Genomic DNA, 22,680 nt, shown 5'->3' with positions numbered 1-22,680 from the left:
GACGGACACTGGAGGAACGGCGATGCTGCACCGGAAAGACGACGTCAGAGACGACCTGCTCGACGAGGTGTTCGCCTCAACCGACATGTCGGTCTCGCTGCCGAAGTACCGGATGCCGCAGAACGAGCATCTCGCGCGTCACGCCCACCAGGTCGTCATCGACGAGCTGATGCTCGACGGCAACTCGCGCCAGAACCTCGCCACCTTCTGCCAGACGTGGCTCGAGCCCGAGGTGCGGGAGATCATGGCCGAGACGCTCGACAAGAACATGGTCGACAAGGACGAGTACCCGCAGACGGCCGAGATCGAGGCGCGCTGCGTGCACATGCTCGCCGATCTGTGGAACTCCCCCGAGGCGCAGAACACCCTCGGCACGTCGACCACCGGATCGAGCGAGGCGGCGATGCTCGGCGGCATGGCGCTCCTGTGGAACTGGCGCGCCCGGCGACGCGAGGCCGGCAAGCCCACCGACCGGCCGAACCTCATCACCGGACCGGTGCAGGTGTGCTGGCACAAGTTCGCGCGCTACTGGGACGTCGAGCTGCGCGAGATCCCCATGGAGGGCGACCGCTTCATCATGAACGCCGACGAGGTGCTCGCGCGCGTCGATGAGAACACCATCGGCGTCGTCCCGACTCTGGGCGTGACCTTCACCGGACAGTACGAGCCCGTGCACCTGGTGAGCAACGCCCTCGACACGCTGCAGGAGGAGACCGGGCTCGACATCCCGATCCACGTGGACGGCGCGAGCGGGGGGTTCCTCGCGCCGTTCACGGTGCCCGAGCTGGTGTGGGACTTCCGGCTCCCTCGCGTGAAGTCGATCAACACCTCGGGCCACAAGTTCGGCCTCGCGCCGCTCGGAGTCGGCTGGATCGTATGGCGCGACGCGCGGGACCTGCCCGAGGACCTCATCTTCAACGTGAACTACCTCGGCGGCAACATGCCCACGTTCGCGCTGAACTTCTCCCGCCCGGGCGGGCAGATCGTGGCGCAGTACTACAACTTCGTCCGCCTCGGCCGCGAGGGGTATCGCAAGGTGCACATGTCGTGCCACGACACCGCGATGTACCTCGCAGAGGAGATCGCGAAGCTCGGGCACTTCGACATCATCAACGACGGCGATGCCGCATCGGGGATCCCCGCGGTCTCGTGGAAGCTCAAGGACGGCGTCGAGCATCCGTTCAACCTGTTCGACCTCGCCGACCGGCTGCGCACGCGCGGCTGGCAGGTGCCCGCGTACACGATGCCCAAGAATCGCGAAGACCTGCCGGTGCAGCGCATCCTGGTGCGTCAGGGCTTCGACCGCGATGCGGCGTCACTGCTGATGAGCGACTACCGCGCGGCGATCGAGCACTTCGACAAGCACCCCATCGTCACCTCGATGAGCGAGGAGGAGGCGGGCACGTTCCACCACTGAGCGCCGGCATCGGATGCGTGCTCACATGCGCGCGAACCGGGCGCGTGCGAAGCAGTAGAGCCCGTAGAGCACGAGCCCACCGCCGACCACCCACAGGATCAGCACCCCGAACGGGAGTCCGGCGAGCGTGCGGATCGCAGCATCCATCCCACCCGCCTTCTCGGGGTCGTGCGTGAAGGCGGCGACGACGAAGAGGATCCCGGTGACCGCGACCGCGATGCCCTTCGCGATATAGCCCACCACACCGAACCCCACGATGCCCTTCCGAGCTGCTCCGCTCGGCAGATCCAGGTGCTTGGTGAACGCACGGGTGGCACCGCGCACGACGAACGCGGCTCCGATCGCGAAGACGATCACGCCGACCAATCCGACGAGGAGCACTCCCCCCGGCGTCGACATCAGCTGCGCGCTGAACGTCTGCGACGACTGCGACGAGTCCGAGCTGCCGCCGAGCGCATACACGGCCGCGGTGAAGGCGATCGCGAGGTAGGCGAGCGCGGTCCCCGCGAACTTGACCCGATGCGCCCACTTCTTCTTCGCGTCGGGATCGGACTCCGTGGCCGCCTCGGCGATCTGCCACACCGCGAGTCCGACGAGGCCGACCGCGATGGCCCACAGCAGGGCGACGCCGGCCGGCGTGCTGCGGATCTGCTCCATGGCACCGCCTTGGTCGGCCTCTCCACCGTCGCCCCAGGCGATGGAGATCGCGATCACGCCGATCACGATGTGGACGATGCCGAGCACGACGTAGCCGGTGCGCGCGACGATACGGAAAGCGGTGGAATCCTGCGCCCGGCGGGCTGCGGTCTTGGTGGTGCTCACGCGGGAAGCGTAGCCAGACGACCGGCGACGACGGGGGCTCTTGACAACCGCCGCGCCCGCCTCACGCCGGTGGCGCGGCGGCGCCTCCCGGTCGTGCAGCACGACGTCTCTCGGCGCTGCGCTCGCATCATGACCGGGCCATGATCCGCCACGCCGAAATGTGATTTGGGACTTGAGACTCCGAGTCCCTAGAGTGTGCAGGGTGCCGTAATCGGGGGGTTCGGCACGACGCTCCGCCGAAGGTGTGCGCAGCCCTGCGGATCGAGACGGTGCCGGGTTCTGGGGACCCGGCACCGTTACCGGCGCGCCGGGGAAGCGGCACTCGTATCGGGAGGGCGCCGGGGTGATAATCGGACCGTGCCGCACTCCGAACCACGATCGCGGAAGCCAGCAGGCGAGACGCGGACCCTCATGCTGGAGGCCGCGGTCGAACGGGTGAAGTCCGAGGGGCTTCTGCTCGACTACGCCAACATCGAGCTCGAGAACCTCATTCGGGCTGCGGGGGTTCCCCGCTCCACGGTCTTCCGCATCTGGCCCGACCGCATGGCGTTCATCGCTGACCTGGTGCGCGCGTTGTTCGAGGCGGATCCCGGGTTCGAGGCCGGGTTCGACGGGGAGACCCTCGGGATGCTCCAGCAGGCGTTCAGCGCACCCGCCGGCGAGACGCGCTCCGCCGAGGAGAAGCAGGTCGCCCTGCGTGCCGCAGTCCGGGTCGCCGTCGCGCACAACATCGTCGCCGTGGAGAACTCGGTGGCGTGGCGCGCCTACAAGACGATGTCCGCCGCGCTCGCGAGCGGCGATGCGGTTCCGGGCGGCGACGAGATCCGCACTCTGCTGGGCGAGATCGAGGATCGCTACGTCGATCGGATGTCCGCCCTCTACGCGCAGCTGAACGCCGCAGTCGACATCCGGATGCGCGACGGCGTCACCGAGGGCGACCTCGCGCTGGCCATCATGTCGGTGATCGACGGCATGGCCGATCACCGCCGCATCAACCCGCCCTTCGTCGATCGCGCGCGCAGGGTGGAGATGGGCCCGGAGGGGCCCACGGAGTGGCATCTCGCCGGTCTCGCCGTCTACGGCGTGTACGCCGCGTTCACCGAAGACCGCGACGACGAGCCCCTCACGGGCGGGGAAGAACCGTGAGCACGCGCTGGATGTGGTCGCGGAACTCGGCCATGTAGCTGCGGAGGAACTCCTCCGTCTCGGGCTTGCCCACCGTTCCGTCCTCGCCGAAGACCTCCGGATCGAACTGGATGTACGCCTCGGGGGCGGTCATCTGGCGTGCGTTGCAGAAGCTCAGCACGCCGCGCAGGCTCTGCTGAGCGACCGCGGTTCCGATCGCGCCCACGGAGGCCCCGATGACGGCGGCGGGGATGTGGTCGAAGGAGTTCTGACCCCACGGCCGGGACGCCCAGTCGATCGCGTTCTTGAGCGCGCCGGGAATGGAGCGGTTGTACTCCGGGGTGACGAAGAGCACGGCATCCGACTCCTCGATCGCGTGCTTCAGCGCAACGGCCTCGGGCGGATAGCTCCCGTCGTAGTCCTGGCTGTACAGGGGCAGATCGCGGATGGGGATCTCGGTGAACTCGAGCTCGTCCGGAGCGACGCCCATGAGGGCCTTCGCGAGGATCCTGTTGATCGACGTCGAGGAAAGGCTCCCGACGAAGTATCCGACCTTGTACGACATGTCCGGCTCCCGATTTCGCTCAGTTGACGCGTGCGTCTCCAGCCTCCGATGGGGTGGCCCCGCCCGCCACCCCCTTGCGAACGCGCGCGTGTGCGCTAGTGCGCCGAGGGTCGCGTCCTTCTACCCGCCTTGCACGACGAGCCTGTCGCCCTCCCAGGCCACGGGCATCGGGTCGGTGACGCCGCCGATGAAGGAGCCGTCCGCTCCCACGTTGCGGAACGCGAAGAGCAGCCACTGCCCGTCGCTCCGGCGCCGCAGCAGCCGCCCGACGTAGAGGCTCTCGTCGGTGAGCGGATATGCGGACGCCACGTCGTATGGCCCGAGCACGGCCTCGGCCGAAACCGCCCACGTGCCGCCCGCGTGCCCCTTGCGCGACTCAGTGGCGTGCTCGTCGAGGCACGAGAAGAGGAGGACCGGCCGGCCGTCGACCACCTCGACCTGCGCCACTTCGAGCTGCCCGAAACCGTCGTCGCTCGGCACACTGAGCGGCTCGCGCAACTCCCACGACCGCAGATCGGGCGACCACGCGTGGCCGATGACGCCGCGCCCGTCCGCCGGACCGTGCGCCGCCCGCGCGGTGATCAGCATGTGCCAGCCGTCGCCGTCCGGATCGGGGAAGACCCACGGGTCGCGGAACGCCTCGTCATGCCATGCGCCGCTCTCCAGCGTCTCGTACCACGGCCCGCTCGCCTCGAGCACGGGACCGCCCGACTTCGTCCAGTCCTCGAGGTCGTCGGATGTCGCGTACCCGATGCGCTGGACGTTCTTCCCGTCGGGCGCGAGCGAGGAGCCCGTGTAGAAGAGGAACCACGTGCCATCGGGATGCCGCACCACCGAGCCCGTCCAGGTGGCGAGGTCGTCGAACGCCGGGGCGTCGCTGCGCACCAGCGCGTCCGAGACCTGCGTCCACTCGACGAGATCCGTCGACACGGCGTGACCGATCGAGGCCCGGTAGTGACGGGCGTCAGGATCGCGAAGGGCCCGCGAGGCGTAGAGGAAGAAGAGGTGGTAGCGGTCGCCGTCGTCGGCGAACCAGAAGTCCCATACCCAGGAGCCGGGGAGGTCGAACAAGAGAGATTTCCTTCGTGTGGTTGACGCGGATGGAGGGGGCGAGCGGCGGACTCAGCGGGCCGGACTCGCCAGGTCTGCGAGGCGGGGAGGATCGGCCCCGCGTCGGGAGACGGTGATCGCCGCTGCACGCGCACACCGGGTGAGGATGTGGCGGAGGCTCGGGAGCGGGATGCCGCCACCGGGCCGCCGCAACGCCGCTGACGCCGCACCGACCGACATCACCCCGTCGATGAGCGCGCCCATGAAGGTGTCACCGGCACCGACGGTGTCGACCACGGCCGACGGCTCAGCGGGGATGCGCAGGACGCCGTCCCGCGTCACGGCGAGCGCGCCGTCGGCGCCGAGCGTCACGACCACCACCGCTGGGCCACGTGCATGCCACTCCCGTGCGACGTCCTCGACGTCACGCCCGGGATGGAGCCAGCGCACGTCGTCGTCGCTCGCCTTGACGATGTCCGCCAGGGCGACGATCTCATCGACGCGTCGTCGCACGGCGGCCGGGTGCGAGATGAGCGCGGGGCGCACGTTCGGGTCGTACGTGATCGTCGCCCGATCTCGCACGGCGCCGATCAGCTCCGAGACGTGCGTGGCTCCGGGTTCGAGCACCGCGGCGATGGACCCCACATGCACGAGAGCGGCGTCCGCCACGTCCGATGCGTCGAACCCGTCGAGGTCCCACTCGATGTCGAAGTCGTAGCGGGCGGCCCCCGCCGAATCGAGATGCGCCTCCGCGGTCGAGGTGTGCGCACCGCTGACGGCGACCACCTCGACCCCCGACGCGCGCAGCCAGCGTCGCACCCGGGATCCGCGCTCGTCCTCCGCCAGCCGGGTCACGAGGGCCGGCGTGCGGCCGAGCCGTCCCAGGGTGATCGCCACATTCGCAGGGCTCCCGCCGGGGATCTCGACGGGCGGCTCGGTCGCGCGGTGCACGATGTCGACGAGCGACTCGCCGACGATCACGATGCGCGCGGCATCCTGATTCATCCCTTCACCCCGCTCGCGGCGATGCTGCTCACGAACGCCCGCTGGAAGATCAGGAAGACGATCAGCACCGGGAGCGTGATGAGCGAGGTGTAGGCCATCACCTCGCCCCAGGCGGTGTTGAGCTGGAAGAAGTACTGCATGCCGACCATGACCGGTCGCAGCTCTTCCTTCTGAACGACCATGAGCGGCCACAGGTACTGGTTCCATGCCGGCAGGAACGTCAGGATCGCCACCGTCGCGAACGCCGGACCCGAAAGGGGCACGATGATGCGGCGGTAGATCGTGAACCAGCTCGCACCGTCGATGCGCGCGGCCTCGTCGAGGGACTTCGGGATCGTGGAGAAGTACTGCGTGAACAGGAAGATCGAGAACGCGTTCGCGATGAACGGCACGATCTGCACCTCGTAGGTGTTCAGCCACCCGAAGTCGTACTTCAGCACGCCGCCCTCCATGACGAGCGTGGGCAGCTGAGCGACCCAGTAGACCATGGGCACCGCGATCGTCTCGAACGGCACGATCAGGGTCGCGATGACGAGCGCGAGCACGACGAACCGACCCTTCCATTCGAGCCGCGACAGGGCGAAGCCCGCCATCGAGTTGACGATCAGCCCGAGCCCGACCGTCAGAACGGTGACCAGCACGGAGTTGAACATGAACTGGGCCACCGGGACCCGATCGAACACCCCGAAGTAGTTGTCGAGGCTGATGTCGCCCACCGGCAGGAAGGCGTTGACCGAGTCGACGTCCTGCAGGATCTGGCTGTCGGGCTTGAGGCTCGAGACGAACATGAAGACGAGCGGGAACAGGAAGACGACGCCGAACAGCGCCATCGCCGCGTAGAGCAGGATCTTGCCACGTAGTCGCTGCGACCTCTCGCTGCCGACCGACGTCGTGGTGGAACGGCGAGCGGCTCGCTCCTCGCGAGGCGCCGTGGTGAGGGTTCTGGTGGCGGACATCCGTCAGTCCTTCTCTCGCGTCAGGCGGCGCTGGATGAGCGCGATGATGAGCACGGCCACGAAGAAGATCAGCGAGATAGCGGCGGCGTAGCCGATCTCCTGCTGCTCGTAGCCCTTGCGCACGGCGTGGAACACGATCGTCGACGTCGAGTTCACCGGCCCGCCCTGGGTCATGACATCGACCTGCACGAACAGGCCGAGTGCCGCGATCGTGATGGTGACGAGCACGAAGACCATCGTCGGACGCAGGCCCGGCCAGGTGACGTTGGTGAATTGACGCCACGGGCTCGCGCCGTCCATCTTCGCGGCCTCGTAGAGCTCTTCCGGAATGGTCTGCAGTCCGGACAGCCAGATGATCATGTGGAAGCCCACGGCCTGCCAGATCGACAGCACGATGATCGCGCCGAGTGCGGTGTTGGGGTCGTTGAGCCAATCGACCCCCGACCACGCCCCGAAGGTCAGCGCATCGATCATCGAGTTGATCAGCCCGTCCCTCTGGTACATGAACTTCCAGAGGATCGACACCACCACGATCGATGTGACGACCGGGATGAAGAAGATCACCCGGAACGCTGTGACGCCGCGCATGCGGCGGTTGACGAGCACCGCGAGGAGCAGCCCGAGTCCGGCCTGAACCGGCACGACGACGAGCGCGAAGACCGCGGTGTTGCCGACGGACTGGACGAACACGGGGTCAGCGGTGAATGCGCGGATGAAGTTGTCGAACCCGACGAAGCGCGGAGGGTTCGGCGAGATGAGGCGCGCGTTCGTGAACGACAGCGTGAACGCCAGGATCACGGGGATGATGAGGAACAGGACCAGGAGGATGCCCGCGGGGGCGATCATCCCGAGGCCGGCCCAGCTCTCGCGGCTCTTGCTCGATCGGAGGCGACGGGTGGCGCGCCGAGGCTGCTCGGCCGCGACCGTCGGAGGAGTGACAGTCATGAGGATCTCTCTCGGTGTGCGCCGGCGGGAGCGCGATGCCCCCGCCGGCGCAGCGGATCACTGGAAGCCGTACCCGTCGTTCGACGCGATGTTCGCGTCGATCTCGGCGACGGCGCGATCGAGCGTCTCCTGCACGTCGGCGCCGTTCATGATGTCCTTCGCCGCCGTCTCGAACGTCGTCGAGATGACCGCGTATGCGGGCGTCTCGGGGCGCAGCACCGCGTACTCCTGCGAGAACTCGACGAACGGGCGGAGCGCGCCGTCCTCGCCGAAGTACTGCGAAGCCTGGGCTGCCGTCTCGGTGGCCGGGATGACGACCTGCTTGTCGGCGAACTCGGTGATGTACTCGTCCTGGAAGCTGAACTCCAGGTACTCGCGAGCTCCGTCTGCGTCGTTGCACTCGGACGAGATCGCCCACTGCCACGAGCCGCCGCCGATCTTCGGGCCGTTGCCGAGGTCCGGCGGGGGCAGGATGAGCAGGTCGTCACCGACGGCGTCGAGCGCGGCCACGGCATTCCAGACACCGGTGTAGCTCAGGGCTACCTCGTCATCGACGAACTCCTGGTTACCGACCGTGCCGCCGTTGCCGGCGTAGCCGTCCGCGAACAGACCCGCGAACCACTCGCCCCACGCCACCGCCTCCGGCCCGTTGAGCACGCCGTCGGCGGAGAGCATCGTCGAGCGGTCGATCAGATCTGCACCGAAGCTCTGCAGGAACGGCGAGTAGGCGTACGGCCACCACTCCCCCGTATCCTCGGCGCCGATGTCGATCGGCGTCTCGTAGCCGGCCCCCTTGAGCGTCGAGAGCGCGGAGTCGAACTCGTCGGCGGTCCAGGGCTCGTCTGTCGTCGGGATGCGGATGCCGTTCTCGGTCAGCACGGACTCGCGTGCGAAGATCGCGAGCGCGGCATCCCAGTACCCGGCCGAGTAGATCTCGTCGTCCCACACGCCGACCGCAGTCGGCAGCAGCGAGTCCGTGAGCTCGGTCGGCAGATCGAGCGGCTGCAGGTATCCCGCCCAGGCCCAGTTCGGCATGATCGGCCCGTCGAGGTCGAGGAGGCAGGGAAGATCGCCGGATGCCGCAGCCGCGACGATCGCGTCGTTGTAGGCGCCCTGGGGGAATGACTCGTGGACGACCTGGTACTGATCCTGCGAATCGTTGAAGTCGGAGATGATCCGTTCGTAGACCTCGAGCTCGGCGGGGTTGCCGGCCGAGTGCGTCCACATGGTGAGCTCGGTGCGGCCGTCGTCGGTCGTGGCATCGCCCTGACCCGCCTGCCCGCACCCCGTCAGAGCCATGGCCCCGACCAACCCGACTGATACGAAGATCGGCGTCGTTCTGCGCATTGTTGTGGTTTCCTTTTGTTGGTGACCGATGCTCGCGTCGGTCACTGATCGGAGGCTGCCTACGGCAGCCGTTCGGTGTGTGAAGCCCGTCGCCGGTTCGGTTTGGCGACTTGCGCCGGCGGCGGGCCCACGGAGCCTCGTCGGATGACGGGGCACTCCATCAGGTGCGCGGCGTCCTCATCCCCCTCCGCACGGACGCCGAGTGCGACCTCCATCGCCCATCGCCCCATGGCGTAATGGGGCAGAGCGATGGTGGTCAGTGGGGGATCCTGTTCCGCGGCGATGAGCTGCTGATCGTCGTAGCCGACCACGGACAGGTCGCGCGGGATCTCGAGTCCGCGATGGTGCGCGGCAGTGTAGACACCGACCGCCATGCGGTCGTTGAAGCAGAAGACGGCGGTCGGCCGCCGGTCGTCGGGCAGGTCGAGGAGCCCGTCGAAGGCGGCACGACCACCCTGCGCGGAGGTCTCGCCGGCCACGCGAAGTGCCGGATCGACCGGGATGCCCGCCTCGGTCAGCGCCTCGACGTAGCCGTCGTAGCGCAGCGTCGAGGCGATGGGCGCATCGTCGGTGTCGAGGAAGGCGATCCGCCGGTGGCCCGCCGCCACGAGCTCGCGTACGGCGGCGAGGCCGCCGGCGCGGTCGTCGGGCACGACGCTGCGGAAGCCGCCGCCGTCGGGGCGACAGTCGAGGAAGACCGTCGAGGCGGGGAGTCCTTCGGGCGCCTCCACGACGCGGTGCCACATGCACGCGTAGATCATCGCGTCGACCTGCTGCGCCGAGAGGGCGGTGATCGCGTCGCGCTCGATCACCGGGTCGCCGTCCGTGTTCACGAGGAAGACGAGGTGCCCGCTCTCGCGGGCGGCGTCCTGCGCTCCAGCAAGCATCCGCCCCGCGAACGGCGTCGTCGCGATCTGGTCGGAGATGAGCCCGACAGTGCGGGTCTGCTGGGTGCGCAGGCCGCGGGCGACGGAGCTCGGGGCGTAGCCGACGGCTCGCGCGGCGTCGCGGACGCGCTGCCGGGTCTGCTCGGGGATGCGCGACTCCACATCGTTCATCACGAGGGAGACAGTGGTCACGGACACGCCTGCCGCAGCCGCGACATCCGAGATCCTCGCCCTGACCACGTTCCACATCCTTGTGATAAATCGATTTAGCGAACGGTCATGATTATGGACCCGTGGAGCTGCATCCGTCAAGAGGGGTGATGCCCGATCGGATGTCCCCGGTGAGTGGGACGATCCGCAGACGGAGCGAGCGGGCGGGAGGGGCGGCGATGCGAGGCGAGGCGACCGTGCTGCACGCGGACCTCGACGCGTTCTACGCGTCGGTCGAGCAGCGCGATGCTCCGGCGCTCCGCGGCCGGCCCGTCATCGTCGGCGGCGGAGTGGTGCTCGCGGCGAGCTACGAGGCGAAGGCTCGGGGCGTGCGCACCGCGATGGGCGGCCGTCAGGCGCGGGAGCTGTGCCCCGATGCCGTCGTCGTGCCGCCGCGCATGGAGGCGTACTCCGCCGCCAGCCGCGCCGTGTTCGAGATCTTCCGCGACACGACACCGCTGGTCGAAGGAATCTCCATCGACGAGGCGTTCCTCGAAGTGGGAGGGCTCCGGCGCATCGCGGGCTCGCCCGAGCAGATCGCCGTCCGCCTCAGGAAGCGGGTGCGCGCCGACGTCGGGCTGGCCATCTCGGTCGGCGTCGCGCGCACGAAGTTCCTCGCCAAGGTCGCGAGCGCGGTCAGCAAGCCCGACGGGTTGCTCGTCGTCGAGCCCGATCGCGAGCAGGAGTTCCTGCTGCCGCTGCCGGTCGAGCGGCTCTGGGGTGTCGGCAAGGTCACCGCCGAGAAGCTCCACCGACTCGGGATTCACACCGTCGGCGAGCTGGCTGAGCTGGAGGCCGCCGCGGCCGAGCGGCTGCTGGGCAAGGCGACCGGCGCGCATCTGCACGCCCTCGCCCGGCTGCGCGATCCGCGCCCGGTCGACACGACGAAGCGCCGTGGATCCATCGGCTCGCAGCGCGCACTCGGCAACCGCCCGCGCTCCCCCGACGAACTCGACCTCATCCTCACCCAGATCGTGGATCGCCTCGCCGCTCGCCTCCGCGACCGAGATCGCGTGTGCCGCACGGTCGTCCTGCGCCTGCGCTTCGGCGACTTCGCAAAGGCGACGCGCTCACACACCGTCCGGTTCCCGACCGACCGCACCGCCGTGCTCCTCTCGGTGGCACGGCGGCTGCTCGCCGCCGCCCAGCCCGAGATCACCCAGCGCGGCATCACTCTCATCGGCCTGTCGCTCTCTCAGCTCGGGCGGGCTGACAGCATCCAGCCGGAACTGCCGATCGACTGGGACGACGGGGCCCGCCTCGACACCGTGCTCGACGCGCTGCGCGACCGCTTCGGTGCGACGACGGTCTCGCGTGCCGCGCAGCTCGGGCGCGATCCCGGCTGGTCGACGCCGGTCCTGCCGGAGCACGAATGACCCACCCGCGACGTCGAGCCGTCGCGAGCGGGCCATGCTCACGCCGAGGAGCCCGGAGACCTACGGGCTCGCGCCGGCGTCAGGCGCGGACGGCGAACCCGCCGGTCCAGGCGACCTGCTCGCGGACGGCGAGCACCATCTGGAGGAAGCCCACCGCCTCGAGCTCACGGGCGCGCTTGAGGGCGCCGGCATCCGCCACCGACACGCCGCCGGCGGAGACGACCTCGGTCAGCTGCGCCTTGGCCGCGTCGTCGTCGCCTGCGACGACGACGGTCGTGGGCACGCCGCCGACCTCGCCCGAAGCCAGGGTCGCCGCGAAGTTCGTGTTGAACGCCTTGATCACCCGCGCGCCCGGGAGCGCCGCCTGCAGCTCGGTCGCGGCCGAGGAGTCGGCGGGCACCGTGAGGGAGTCGAAGGTGGCGAAGTCGACGGGGTTGGTCACGTCGACCACCGTCTTGCCGTCGAGCGCGTCACCATAGGTCGCGACGACGTCGGCCAGTGCCGGGTACGGGATCGCGAGCACGACGATGTCGCCGGTCAGGGGCTCTCCGAATGCCGCGACCGCACCCCCGACCTTCGCCGCCAGTTCCTGGGCCTTCACCGCATCGCGCGCGACGACCTGCACGGGTGCCCCGCCCTCCGCGGCGATGCCTGCGATCGCCGACCCAATGTTTCCCGTACCGATGACGGAGATGCCTGCCATGATCTGATCCTCCACATAGAAAGTTGTACTAGCAACTAAGAGAGGTAACTTGTTTGCAGCTGCATCTATTCCGCGCGTCGGGGTCGCAGCGGTGGGCGCGACGCTAGACTCCCACCGTCATGGCCTATCAGGTGCCCCGCATGGACGAGCTCCAGTCGAGAGCGTGGCTCGCGCTGGTATGGACGGCCGAGTTACTGCCCGCCGCGCTGGACGCCCAGCTGCAGGCGGACTCCGACATGACGCACTTCGAGTTCATGGTGCTCAGCACGCTGCAGCAGGCGAAGGGCGCCGCACTGCGAACGACGGACCTCGCCGCAGCGGTCAACTCCACGATGCCGCGACTGTCGCGCGTGGTCGGCAAGCTCGCCGAGCGCGGTCTCGTCGAGCGGCGCGGCGCCGATGGCGACGCGCGCGTGGTGATCGTGCACCTGACGAGCGCGGGGCGCCGGGAGCTCGTCCGCGCCGTCCCACGGCACATCGACCGCGTGAAGGAGCTCGTGATCGACCGGCTGACGCCCGACGAGCTCGAGGGGCTGGCCGCCGCCCTCGAACCCCTCGTCGAGCGGCTGGACCCTCAGCAGCGTGTCGGCTTCGGCGAGCGCGGCGCCTCCGCCTGACCCGCCCCCCTCAGCGACCAGCGGCGACCGCGGCCCGGCGGCACCGCGGTGCCGACCTCACCTCCGTCATCGACGACGTCCGCCGGTCTTCAGTGGACACAGCCCCGAGCGCGAGAATCGTCGCATGACCCGACGAGTGATGACGGCGCCGGCGCGGTGGCTGCGGGCGATGACAGAACCGGGCCGGCTGCTGATCGCGTTGAAGACAGGGGTCGCCGCGGCCCTGGCCTGGTACCTCGCTCCCCTCCTGCCCATCACGGACGATCAGTACTCGTACTATGCGCCGCTCGGGGTTCTCGTGAGCATGTACCCGACGGTGGCGGCATCCGCTCGCTCCGGCCTGCAGGCGATCATCGGTCTGGCCATGGGGATCGGCCTGGGGCTGCTCGGCGTCGCGGCACTCTTCGCGGGGGTGCCGGGCGTGCTGGCACTTGCCGCCGTGGTCGGTGTGGGCGTGCTGTTCGGCGGAGTGCGCGCCCTCGGCGTCGGTCGAGACTGGGTGGCGATCGCCGCGCTGTTCGTGCTCCTTCTCAGCGGCGGTGACACCGAGGATTTCACTCTGTCGTACCTGGTGACCATGGCGTTCGGCGTCGTCGTCGGCATCCTGGCGAACTTCATCATCGTGCCGCCGCTGTATCTCGAGCGAGCCAGCGAACGCCTGTCCGAACTGCGCGACACCCTGAGCGCGCTGCTGGGAGCCATCGCGGATCACGTGCAGGAGGGGACGGTGGACGCCGAGGCGTTCGAGGCCGCATTGGCGGAGCTCGACCAGACGGCGGCCGACGTCCGCGCCGAAGTCTACGAAGCCGACGAGAGCCGGAAGGTGAACCCGCGCGGCCGGCGTCACGGTTCGAAGCCGCAGGAGAACCTCGATCGACTCCAGGCCCTGGAGCGCGTGGTGTTCTATACACGCGAGTTCGCCGATGTCCTGGTGACACTCGCCCGTGCGAACGACGTCAATCTCGGGCGTGACGTACGCCCCGCCCTGTCACACGCCATCCGGACCTGCGCCGCGCTGGTGGCCACCCCGGTGCACGCCGACGACTCGCCGATGCGCCTCGCGGAGGCCAACGCGGCAGTGGAGCGGTATCTGGTCGCGCTGTCGGGAGTACACGGCGGCGGGGCGTCGATCGTCGCCCACCAGATCACCCCCGCGGCTTTCCTCCGCCGGACCATAGATGCGTCGGTGCCGTTCGTCCGCACGGACAGCGCCGAGACGCCGGATTAGGGTGGACGGATGACCACGCAACGGCCGGCGCGTGCGACAACCAGCGGACGCTCGTCGACCATCAAGCGATGGGTGTTCTGGCCCGCCGCGCTCGTCACGCTGGCGTTCAGCGGGTTCGCACTGGTCGCGCCGCATCTCGCCGAGGAGTTCTTCGGCGCGGTGCAGTCGACGATCGTCAACGCGTTCAACTGGTACTACGTGCTGATCGCGGCGTTCTTCGTCGTCTTCGCCCTCGTCCTCGGATTGAGCCGGTTCGGAGACATCCGCCTCGGTGCCGACGACGACGAGCCCGAGTTCTCGCTCGGTGCATGGTTCTCGCTGCTGTTCGCGGCGGGAATGGGAATCGGGCTCGTGTTCTATGGAGTCAGCGAACCGCTGAGCCACTTCGCCCAGCCTCGACCGGGCGTGAGCGGAACGCCCGAGCAACTGGCGCAGTCGGCACTCAGCCAGACCTACCTGCACTGGGGCGTGCACGCGTGGTCGATCTACGTCGTGGTCGGCCTGGGGCTCGCGTACGCCATTCACCGGCGAAAGCGCCCGATCTCGATCCGCTGGTCACTCGAGCCGCTTCTCGGCAAGCGCGTCGAGGGCGCCTGGGGCAATGCGATCGACGTCGTCGCCCTCGTGGGCACGCTGTTCGGTGTGGCGACGTCCCTCGGCCTGGGCGTGCTACAGATCAGTGCGGGTCTGGATGCCGCGGGACTGTTCGAGCCGTCGGTCCCTGTGCAGATCGGCATCATCGCCGTGATCACGGTGCTGGTGCTCGCATCGGTGCTGTCGGGCGTGACCAAGGGCATGAAGTGGCTGTCGTCGTTCAACCTGATCCTCGCCGGCCTGCTCGTGGTGTACCTGCTGGTGTTCGGCCAGACGGAGTTCCTGCTGCGCGAGTGGGTGCAGTCGATCGGCAACTACATCCAGAACTTCGTCGGCCTCTCCTTCAATGTCAGCGCCTTCCAAGGCAGCGCCGGCGAAGCCTGGCAGGCGGCCTGGACGTCGTTCTACTGGGGCTGGTGGATCTCCTGGGCGCCGTTCGTCGGCATCTTCATCGCCCGGATCTCCCGGGGCCGCACGGTGCGTCAGTTCGTGGTCGGCGTCATCGTGGTGCCGACGCTCATCACGATTCTGTGGTTCAGCGTGCTGGGAGGATCGGCGCTGTTCATCGAGCTGACCACCCCGGGCGCCCTCACACAGCCGGACGGCACCGTCAACCTCAATACGGCGCTGTTCGAGATGCTCGAGTACATCCCCGGCACCCCGGTGCTCACCCTCGGGGTCATCGTGCTGATCGCCGTCTTCTTCGTGACGTCGTCGGATTCGGGTGCGCTCGTGATGGCGATGCTCGCGACCGGTGGGCAGATCAGCCCTCGCCGGTGGGTGCGGGCCTTCTTCGCGCTGACCAGCGCCGTCCTCGCGGTCGCTCTTCTGCTCTCCGGCGGCCTGCAGGCTCTTCAGACCGCCGCCATCATCATCGCGCTGCCGTTCAGCGTTGTGATGCTTCTGATCTGCTGGTCCACGGTCGTCGCGTTCAGCCGCGAACGTCGCGCGTACGACCGGGCGGCGCGCGCGCAGTTCGTCGACCACATCGGCGAGTACTACGGTCTCGAGGTGGAGGAGCCGACCGCGCGGGGCGCGCTCCACGAGCCCTCCTGGATCCGACGACTCGCGCGCCTCGCCGGCCGGCACCGGGACCCTCTCCCGCCGGGTCCCGACATGGGATACGCCACCGATGGGCCCCCGCGTCACCCCTCGCTGCGGGCTCTCGAGGCCGAGAACGCGGAGCCTGCGGGTGTCCCGACGACGGATGTGGACCGCGTGGTCGATCACGACCCCCGCGCCCTCGACGACGTGCACGAGATACCGGACCGCGAGATCGACCACGGCGGCGATCCCCTGCGGTAGCGGCGCACGACAGAGGAGAAGGGGGCGGCCCGATCCACCGACCGGGCCGCCCCTCCTTCAGCTCAGCCGCAGCTGCGTGCGGCGTACTCGGCGTCGAGCGGGACCGTGACCACCTCGCCCCCGACCGTCGCCGAGGCCTCGACCTCGATCTCATCGGCCGACACAGACGCCTGGCGCGAGCTGAACGCGTGCGCCACCGTCTTGCCCGGCGCGAGCGGTGCGAGCGCCTTCGACCCGAACGCCGTGGACAGCTTCAGCGTGACCGGCACGTCGTCGTCGTTCGTCACCTGTGCGGTCAGCACCACCTTGCCGGCGACGCAGCGCGTCTGCGCGGTCACACTCACGTCGAGCGACGGGGCCGCCGCCTCCAGCACACCCAGGCGGGCCAGCTGAAGGCTCAGTGCACGCTCGGGCGCGTCGATCTGGTTCTGCGTTCCGGGCGTCGCGGCCGCAGCGGCCTCTGCGTCGGCGAGCAGCTCCTCGAGCTCGGCCCACTCCTCGGCCGGGTAGTCGGCCTCGTCCAGCGTGCCGGCGTGGGCGATCGCGGCCTCCAGGTCGCTCTCATCGAGCGGGAGGTTCTGCGACGTCAGCGTGTCACTCAGCAGGTAGTGGTCGAAGTCGACGTGGCCTCCTGCCTGCTGGGTCGCGTAGTTGAACAGGCCGACCCGGTGTCCCATGAAGTGGGTGAGGGTGCCGTCCAAGGTCTGCGGCCCCACGCGGTTGCCGAGCTGGTGCCACGTGATGCCGTCCAGGCTGTAGTAGAACGTCGTCCACAGCTGCCCGACCGGGTTCGCGAAGTCGAGGTCCGCCTTGAGGTGCACCTCGGTAGCCGATCCGAGATTCGCCGTCGTGCCGGGCAGGAACGACTCGATCGCCGCCTGGTCGATGGTGGTCGTGAACGGCTGGGTGCGGTTCACGACGCCGACGGTGTTGACGCCGCCCACGCGCTTGACCGCCACGTACGAGAAGCCGCGGTTGTACGCCGCGAGTCCTGCGACGTCGCCGTCCTTCATGCCCGAGATCTCCAGCTTGGTCTCGGCCGACTGCCGCGGGCCGAAGGTGCGCTGCGAGAGCGTGTTGCGCGCCTCCTCGAGGTACGCGGCCTCGTCGTCGTTCGCGAGCTTGAGGTGCTTCATGCTGCCCGTGAGGACCTTGCCCGTGGTGAGACGCAGCCAGCCTTCGCGGTCGGTGAGCGACCAGTAGCGGTTGTCGGGGGCGTGGTTCCACTCCCACGGCAGCGCCAGACGTGAGCCGTTCGGCGCGATCTCGTCGGGATGCGGCGCCTCGACGGAGACCGGGCGTCCCTTGAGCGACACGTCATCGACCTTGAAGTCCATCAGGTGGGTGTCGGGTGCCGTCGAGGGCGTGCTGGTCCACGGCGTCTCGATGAAGATGCGCATCGATGAGAGGCTCTGCGATGCCGGGACCGTGAAGCTGCCCGATATCGTCGCCCACTGCCCGCGGGTCGCGGTGACGCTCGCGAGGTTCGTGAACGTGCTGCTCCCGTACCGCGCGGTCGCGATGAACTGCTTCGTCGCCGGGCTGTTCGGATTCTCGTACTTGACCTTCGCGGAGATGTCGTACGTGACGTTGTGCTGCACCTTGCCCGACACGTCCTGCGCCGGACCCGATCCGGTCGTGGTGCGACCGGTGACCTGCACGGAGCTCGCGCCGGATGCGGCATCCGTCGACGATGTGAGCGTCGCGGTGTCGTTCACGATCCAGCCGGCCGTGCCGTCCTCGAAACCGGGGTTGGTGAACAGCTCGACGCCGAGAAGCGATTCGTCGATGTCGGGAGCCGCCGGGATCTGCCAGTCCTCGTCCATGTACGCGCGGTGCGGCGCGTCGTTGTCGAAGTCGTCCGACACGACGATGCTCTTCTGCCGCTCGTAGAGCTCCTCTTCGGGCGAGAGCTCGATCGGCTTGGCGAACGCCCCGTTGACGGGCACGGCGCCGTTGTTGCCGAATGTGGGCCAGCCGTCGGACCAGGTCGCCGGGATGAGGGCCGGGATGCGCCCGATGGGGAACGTGTCGCGGAAGAACATCCCCGACCAGTCGGTGGTGCCGTTCTCCCCGGCGATCGGGACGAGGCTGCCCTGAGCGAAGCCGTTCGAGTTCAGGACGCCCTTCGCCTCGTACGGGTTGCTGCCGTCGGCCGTCGCATACCGGCCGAGCAGCTCGTCGGAGCGGAACAGCGCGACCTGCCGGCCCTGACCCGACGGCCAGGTGATGATCACGATGTAGTACTTGCCGTCGATGTACTGCACCTGCGCACCCTCGAAGAGGCCGCCGATGAAGGACGCGCCCGGGTAGTCGGAGGTGCGGAGGATCTGCGGGTACTCCGCGACGACGGTCTTCATGTCGCTGCTCAGCTTGACGGCGCTCGTCGAGCCCGAGCCGTAGAAGATGTACGGCGTCCCGTCGACATCGAAGAAGAGCGAGGGGTCGTGGAACGCGCGGCCCAGCGCGATGCGCTCCCATGAGCCGTTGTCGATGTCCTCCGTGACGTAGAGGTACGAGCCGCCCAGGTTGTTGGTGTTGAACGCGACGTACCACTTGCCGTCGTGGTAGCGGATGGACGAGGCCCACTGGCCCTGCCCGTACGACGACTGGCCGTTGCGCAGCGAGAACGAGTCGCTGATGTCGGCGCGGTCGAAGACGTAGTTGACGATCTCCCAGTTCACGAGGTCGTACGACTTCATGATCGGCGCCCCCGGGCTGAGGTGCATGGTGGTGCTGATCATGTAGTAGATGTCGCGGCCCTCGTCGTTCTCGGACGCGGGGATCCGCTCGACCGACACGTCGGGGACGTCGGCGTTCATGAGCGGCACGGTGTAGGTGCCGTCGCCCTTGTCGGTGGAGGTGTAGCCGGATGCCGGGTTCCACGGCTCCGCGGCCTGTGCCGGGAGCGCGGCGGGAGCCAGCAGAAGCCCGGCGGCGATCGCGGTGGCGCCGGTGAGGGCGATCGAGCGCAGCCCCCGTCGCGGGTGGGATCGGTGGGTGTCGGTTTCAGTGGAGCGCGACCGGCGCGCGTGGCGCGGGGGCCGTGGAGCGGATGCCTGAGACAACGGTTCTCTCCTTCAGTCAGGCGTGCGGGGAGGCGCCGGTCGCGGTTCGACGGCGCTGTCGAGTGAAGCGGGGGTCGGGAGGGGCGGGGGGCCGCCCCTCCCGCGGTGAGGGATCCGGTCTGATCAGAACGCGTCTTCCCACAGGGTGAGGGTGAGGGTCGCCGAGTAGCTGCCCGGGGCGACGTCGACCGGGGTCTTCAGGACGAGGTCGGCATTCGCGTCCCACGAGCCGACCGCGCGCGCGCCACTGGAGTCGATGGCCATCGAGAGGAACTCCTCGCCCTCGAGTCCGACGTTGTTGGGCGCCTCGTCGAAGACGGTGCCGACCTCGGGGCCTTCGGCGACCTCGCCGTCGGCCTCGGTGAGCAGGTGCGGCGTCCAGCCGAGGTGCTCCGGACCGAGCTCGGGGGCACCTGCGGCGGTGAAGGCCGACGACTGCCCCGTCACGTACCAGAACACGCCGTCCGGCACTTCCTCGCGGTCGTCCGAGACCGTGACCGTCGGCAGAACGCCGGCGAACTCGCGCAGGTCGGCGTCCTGCGACTCGACCTCCGTGAGTGCCGCCGACGTGGAGGCGACGCTCATCGTGAGCGCGCCGACCGGCGGCAGCGCCGCGATGTCGACGGTCACATCGACCGCGTCGTCGCCGACTTCGTCTGCGATCGCCGCGCCGGCGACGCCGAGCAGCAGCATCCCTCCGACTGCTCCCGCGGCGAGCCGCCCCATCATGCCTGTCTTCTTCATCTTGCCGTCTCCGATCTTGCGCGGCGCGCCGCGCCGCGAGGTGGTGTCGGCGGCCGGATCGTCCGGCCGCTCACGGTCTCGCACCGAGGTGCGGACCGCAGGTGGGTGGGTGGGGTGGCGGCCGTTCCCGGCCGCCACCCCGGGTGTGCGTCAGCCGCAGCTGTGCGCGCCGTACGCCGCCTCGACGACCCCGGTCAGCGGTTCGCCGCCGACGGTCGCCGACACCGACACGGTCGCGGCGCCCGCGGTGACCGTGGCCAGGCGCGTGGTGAACGCGTTCGAGACCGTCTTGCCGGCCGCGACCGTCACCGACTTCGAGCCGAACGCGGTCGCCACCGACGCGGTGACCGGAACGTCCTCGCCGTTGGTGACCTTGACCGTCAGCACCGTCTTGCCCGCGACGCAGCGCGATGCCGCCTCGGCGCTGACATCGAGCGCGAGCTCATCGGCCTCGGTGAACGAGAGCGTGTCGAGCTCGAACAGGTCGCCGGTCCCACCGCTGTAGGTGAAGAAGACGTCCTGGGTTCCCGTCGCACCGGAGAGGTCCGCCGACAGCTCGGTCCACTCACCGGTCGCACCCGTCACGGGGAGGGTGCCCACGACCGGGCCGGTCTCGCTGCCCGTGCGGACGGAGATGGATCCACCCGCCTGGAGCGGCTTGACCTTGACCGTCACCTCAGCGGCTCCGGCGTCGCCGAAGTCGACCGACGACAGCGCGGTCCAGTCGCCGTTGTCGATGTCCTTCACGACGAGGTTCGGAGCCTCCGCGCCGAACTGCGTGGAACCGTCCGCGACCTTCTGGGTCGCGATGCCCTTGCTCCACCCGAACGTCTCGGCCTCGAAGGTGCGGAACGGATCGAAGTCGCGCACCTGCTCGACGCCGGCGTAGGTGCCCACGACCTGCTGGATGGTGCCGTCCGCGTTGAACGCCAGCTCCTGGATGTGCGGGCTGCGGTAGCCCTGGGTCGTGTTGCCGTTGATCCGCTTGTTGAGCGTGGGAGCGTGGTACGTGAAGTAGTACTTGCCCTCGAACTTGAAGACGGACTGGTGGTTGTTCCCGCCGGTGCCGGTCCCGAAGAACTGCGACTGGTTCGGGAAGAGCACCCCGACGTACTTCTCCTTCGGGAAGTTGGTCGGGCTGTCCGACATCATGTACGGAATCTGGCCTCCGCCCGGGTACCCGGGAAGCGGCGTCTGGTTGCCGCCGAAGTCGTTCCCGCCGAAGTGCGACGAGTAGGTCAGGTAGTACTTGCCCTCGCGCTCGAACACGTGCGCGGCCTCGAACGACACGGGGGTGTCGACGACCATCGCCGAGCCCTTGGTGGTGACCATGTCGTCCTCGAGCTCGATGACCCGGATGTTCTTCGGGTTGTTGTAGCGCTCGGCCGCGGGCAGGCTCGTCGAGGCGGGACCGCCGCCGAAGTACAGGTAGTTCTTCCCGTCCTTGTCGACGAGCGGAGCCGGGTCGAACTTCCAGGCGACGTCCGCAGCACCCGGCGTCGAGCCGTTGATCAGCGTGCTGGTGCGCTCGCTGACCCAGGGGCCGAGCGGGCTCTCACCCGTGATGACGTTGCTCGAGCCGCCGCCGTTGGCGTAGTAGAGGAAGTACTTCTCCTCACCGTCGACGACCTTCTTCGCGAACCCGGGAGCCCACGAGTTGCCGGTGAACGGCGCCACGCCCTGCGGGCCGGCCACCTGGATCTCGCCGTGGTCGGTCCAGTTCACGAGGTCCTCCGAAGAGATCAGCGTGATCTGGTTGATGTTGCCGTAGTTGATCGACGGTGAGATGCCGGTGATGGGGTCGGGCGCGTACCCCTGCGTGTCGTTCGTCATGAACATGTAGACGCGGCCGTCCTCGGCATAGCCGAAGCCGTCGGCACCGAACTTGTGGCCGATCAGCGGGTTGTGCTCGCCGGGGAGCTTGCCGACGACCTCGATGGTCTTCGAGGGCGGCGGCGGCGGGGGCGTGCCGATCAGCGAGACGTCGTCGACGACGAAGTCCATGAGGTGCGTGTCGGGCGCCGTCGACGGGTCGCTGGTCCACGGCGTCTCGATGAACAGACGGGCAGTCGCCACGCTCTGACCCGCGGGGACGGTGAACGTCGAATTGATGTAGCCCCACTGTCCGCGCGCCGGCGTCGTGCTGGCGAGGTTCGTGTAGGTGCCGCCGCCGTAGTGCATCGTCGCGAAGAACTGCTTCGTCGCGGGGCTGGCGGGATTGTCGTACTTCACCCTTGCCTTGATCGCGTACGTCTGGCCGGCCTGGATCTTGCCGCTCAGATCCTGCATCGGGCCCGAGCCGGTCGTCTGCCGAGCGGTGATCTTCACCGCGGACGCGCCCGAGAACGCGTCATCGACGATCGACAGGGTGCCGCCGTCCGTGCCGTTCCCGTTGTTGACGAACCATCCGTCGAGGCCGGCCTCGAATCCGCCGTTGACGATGAGCTCTTCATCGGCGGCGGTCGCGGGAGCCGCGAGCCCGCTGACGATGAGCGCTGTCGCGGCGAGAGCCGCGCCCAGCACGCCGGCCATCCTGCGGCGCACGGCCGCACGATGTGTGATCTCCCTGGTGGTCAAGGTCTCCTCCTCATTGATCGATCAACCTCGGTCCGCCTGCACCGCGTGAACGCGGGGGGACGTGGGGTGGGCGTGATTTCCCCTTGCCTCAGATCTGCTGAGCACTGCTGCGTGCGACCCGACCCCAATGGCGGATTCT

At 68.8% G+C, this 22,680-nt stretch carries 18 protein-coding genes; 6 read left to right on the top strand and 12 right to left on the bottom strand.

Annotated features, from left to right (window positions below; translation table 11 throughout):
- The first annotated feature begins 22 nt into the window (after nucleotides 1-22).
- Nucleotides 23-1,417 carry a glutamate decarboxylase gene (locus tag ACFC1W_RS08320; RefSeq protein WP_375990898.1) on the top strand — a complete coding sequence of 465 codons (1,395 nt, stop codon included), beginning with the start codon at nucleotides 23-25 and terminating at the stop codon, nucleotides 1,415-1,417.
- A gap of 21 nt (nucleotides 1,418-1,438) precedes the next feature.
- Here the strand turns inward: ACFC1W_RS08320 and ACFC1W_RS08315 are convergent, their stop codons facing one another.
- Nucleotides 1,439-2,239 carry a DUF1206 domain-containing protein gene (locus ACFC1W_RS08315; RefSeq protein WP_375990895.1) on the bottom strand — a complete coding sequence of 267 codons (801 nt, stop codon included), beginning with the start codon at nucleotides 2,237-2,239 and terminating at the stop codon, nucleotides 1,439-1,441.
- A gap of 411 nt (nucleotides 2,240-2,650) precedes the next feature.
- Here ACFC1W_RS08315 and ACFC1W_RS08310 point away from each other — a divergent pair, with 411 nt between their 5' ends.
- The gene (locus tag ACFC1W_RS08310; protein ID WP_375990892.1) at nucleotides 2,651-3,385 is read left to right on the top strand and encodes a hypothetical protein; all 735 of its coding nucleotides are present in this window, start codon (nucleotides 2,651-2,653) and stop codon (nucleotides 3,383-3,385) included.
- Here ACFC1W_RS08310 and ACFC1W_RS08305 read toward each other — a convergent pair.
- From ACFC1W_RS08305 to ACFC1W_RS08275, 7 genes are all read right to left on the bottom strand, one after another.
- Nucleotides 3,363-3,929, bottom strand: coding sequence for an NADPH-dependent FMN reductase (locus ACFC1W_RS08305; RefSeq protein ID WP_375990890.1), 567 nt, complete (start codon nucleotides 3,927-3,929; stop codon nucleotides 3,363-3,365). The two genes, ACFC1W_RS08310 and ACFC1W_RS08305, sit on opposite strands and share 23 nt — an antisense overlap.
- 120 nt (nucleotides 3,930-4,049) lie before the next feature.
- On the bottom strand, nucleotides 4,050-5,000 hold the full coding sequence (locus tag ACFC1W_RS08300; protein ID WP_375990887.1) for a family 43 glycosylhydrolase: 951 nt from the start codon (nucleotides 4,998-5,000) through the stop codon (nucleotides 4,050-4,052).
- A 51-nt stretch (nucleotides 5,001-5,051) separates the two neighbouring features.
- Nucleotides 5,052-5,984, bottom strand: coding sequence for a carbohydrate kinase (locus ACFC1W_RS08295; RefSeq protein ID WP_375990885.1), 933 nt, complete (start codon nucleotides 5,982-5,984; stop codon nucleotides 5,052-5,054).
- Nucleotides 5,981-6,940 carry a carbohydrate ABC transporter permease gene (locus ACFC1W_RS08290; protein WP_375990882.1) on the bottom strand — a complete coding sequence of 320 codons (960 nt, stop codon included), beginning with the start codon at nucleotides 6,938-6,940 and terminating at the stop codon, nucleotides 5,981-5,983. Before ACFC1W_RS08290 ends, ACFC1W_RS08295 begins: the two co-directional genes overlap by 4 nt.
- Nucleotides 6,941-6,943: 3 nt before the next feature.
- Entirely contained in the window at nucleotides 6,944-7,885 is a 942-nt protein-coding gene (locus ACFC1W_RS08285) for a carbohydrate ABC transporter permease (RefSeq protein WP_375990880.1), read from the bottom strand.
- 57 nt (nucleotides 7,886-7,942) lie between these two features.
- Nucleotides 7,943-9,184: an extracellular solute-binding protein gene (locus ACFC1W_RS08280; protein WP_375990877.1), complete on the bottom strand. Its 1,242-nt coding sequence runs from the start codon at nucleotides 9,182-9,184 to the stop codon at nucleotides 7,943-7,945.
- 107 nt (nucleotides 9,185-9,291) lie between these two features.
- Nucleotides 9,292-10,368: a LacI family DNA-binding transcriptional regulator gene (locus tag ACFC1W_RS08275; protein ID WP_375990874.1), complete on the bottom strand. Its 1,077-nt coding sequence runs from the start codon at nucleotides 10,366-10,368 to the stop codon at nucleotides 9,292-9,294.
- A gap of 140 nt (nucleotides 10,369-10,508) precedes the next feature.
- Between ACFC1W_RS08275 and dinB the strand changes: the two genes are divergently transcribed.
- Entirely contained in the window at nucleotides 10,509-11,705 is a 1,197-nt protein-coding gene (gene dinB / locus ACFC1W_RS08270; protein ID WP_375990871.1) for a DNA polymerase IV, read from the top strand.
- 79 nt (nucleotides 11,706-11,784) lie between these two features.
- Here dinB and ACFC1W_RS08265 read toward each other — a convergent pair whose 3' ends face one another.
- Nucleotides 11,785-12,408: an NADPH-dependent F420 reductase gene (locus ACFC1W_RS08265; RefSeq protein ID WP_375990868.1), complete on the bottom strand. Its 624-nt coding sequence runs from the start codon at nucleotides 12,406-12,408 to the stop codon at nucleotides 11,785-11,787.
- Nucleotides 12,409-12,527: 119 nt separating this feature from the next.
- Between ACFC1W_RS08265 and ACFC1W_RS08260 the strand changes: the two genes are divergently transcribed.
- The 3 genes from ACFC1W_RS08260 to ACFC1W_RS08250 all read left to right on the top strand — a co-directional run bounded on the left by ACFC1W_RS08260 (nucleotide 12,528) and on the right by ACFC1W_RS08250 (nucleotide 16,152).
- The gene (locus tag ACFC1W_RS08260) at nucleotides 12,528-13,025 is read left to right on the top strand and encodes a MarR family winged helix-turn-helix transcriptional regulator (RefSeq protein ID WP_375990865.1); all 498 of its coding nucleotides are present in this window, start codon (nucleotides 12,528-12,530) and stop codon (nucleotides 13,023-13,025) included.
- 124 nt (nucleotides 13,026-13,149) lie between these two features.
- A complete protein-coding gene (locus ACFC1W_RS08255; protein WP_375990862.1) occupies nucleotides 13,150-14,253 on the top strand; it encodes an aromatic acid exporter family protein in 1,104 nt (367 codons plus the stop codon).
- 9 nt (nucleotides 14,254-14,262) lie between these two features.
- Nucleotides 14,263-16,152, top strand: a complete 1,890-nt coding sequence (locus ACFC1W_RS08250) for a BCCT family transporter (protein ID WP_375990861.1) — start codon at nucleotides 14,263-14,265, stop codon at nucleotides 16,150-16,152.
- A gap of 62 nt (nucleotides 16,153-16,214) precedes the next feature.
- Here ACFC1W_RS08250 and ACFC1W_RS08245 read toward each other — a convergent pair whose 3' ends face one another.
- The 3 genes from ACFC1W_RS08245 to ACFC1W_RS08235 form a co-directional block, all read right to left on the bottom strand.
- Complete coding sequence (locus tag ACFC1W_RS08245; RefSeq protein WP_375990859.1) at nucleotides 16,215-19,220, bottom strand: family 43 glycosylhydrolase; 3,006 nt, start codon at nucleotides 19,218-19,220, stop codon at nucleotides 16,215-16,217.
- A gap of 123 nt (nucleotides 19,221-19,343) precedes the next feature.
- Entirely contained in the window at nucleotides 19,344-19,964 is a 621-nt protein-coding gene (locus ACFC1W_RS08240; protein ID WP_375990857.1) for a hypothetical protein, read from the bottom strand.
- A 150-nt stretch (nucleotides 19,965-20,114) separates the two neighbouring features.
- Nucleotides 20,115-22,541 (bottom strand): family 43 glycosylhydrolase, encoded by a 2,427-nt coding sequence (locus tag ACFC1W_RS08235; protein WP_375990855.1) that lies wholly within the window; start codon nucleotides 22,539-22,541, stop codon nucleotides 20,115-20,117.
- Nucleotides 22,542-22,680 lie beyond the last annotated feature (139 nt).

Origin of the sequence: Microbacterium sp. NPDC056003 (genome assembly GCF_042274785.1) — a bacterium.
In the GTDB taxonomy this organism is placed as follows: Bacteria; Actinomycetota; Actinomycetes; order Actinomycetales; family Microbacteriaceae; genus Microbacterium.
The sequence above is the reverse complement of the archived record's forward strand: the minus strand, read 5'-3'. Positions and strand labels throughout refer to the sequence as shown.